Source organism: Burkholderia sp. AU45251, assembly GCF_030482905.1.
Lineage (GTDB): Bacteria > Pseudomonadota > Gammaproteobacteria > Burkholderiales > Burkholderiaceae > Burkholderia > Burkholderia aenigmatica.
Genome location: NZ_JAUJQH010000084.1, coordinates 1 through 738, shown reverse-complemented (window position 1 = coordinate 738; position 738 = coordinate 1). Strand labels below are relative to the sequence as shown.

At 65.2% G+C, this 738-nt stretch carries 1 protein-coding gene; it reads right to left on the bottom strand.

From position 1 onward, the window contains the following. Positions 1 to 738 (bottom strand): 3-hydroxybutyrate dehydrogenase (locus tag QZM67_RS39860; protein WP_301811977.1); only part of this gene is annotated, 738 nt, incomplete at both ends.

Sequence of the window (738 nt, the reverse complement as noted above, 5' to 3'; positions counted from 1 at the left end):
CGACTGGCCCGTGAGCGCGGCGCTCGGGAAGGCCGACAGGAACAGCACCGTCTGCGCGACGTCCTGCACCGTCGTGAACACGCCATCGACCGTGTTGCCGAGCATCACCTTCTTGATCACTTCCTCTTCGCTGATGCCGAGCTCCTTCGCCTGCTCCGGAATCTGCTTGTCGACCAGCGGCGTGCGCACGAAGCCCGGACACACGACGTGCGAGCGCACGTTGTGCTTCGCACCTTCCTTCGCCAGCACGCGGGCCAGGCCGAGCAGGCCGTGCTTGGCCGTCACGTAGGCCGATTTCAGCGGCGACGCTTCGTGCGAGTGCACCGAACCCATGTAGATCACGACACCGCCGCGATCGTCCTTGTACATGTGCTTGAGCGCAGCCTTGGTCGTCAGGAACGCGCCGTCGACGTGGATCGCCTGCATCTTCTTCCAGTCGGAGAACGAGTAGTTCTCGATCGGGTTGACGATCTGGATGCCTGCGTTCGACACGAGGATGTCGATCGAGCCGAACGCTTCGGCTACCTTGTCGATCCCGCTGTTCACGGCTTCCTCGTTCGTCACGTCCATCGCGACGCCGATCGCCTTGCCGCCCGCCTTGACGATCTCGTCGGCGACCGCGTTCGCGCCGTCCTGGTTCAGGTCGGCGATCGCGACCGCCGCGCCCGCCTTCGCGAGCTCGAGTGCGATTTCCTTGCCGATGCCGCTCGCGGCGCCCGTGACGACTGCGGTCTTGCC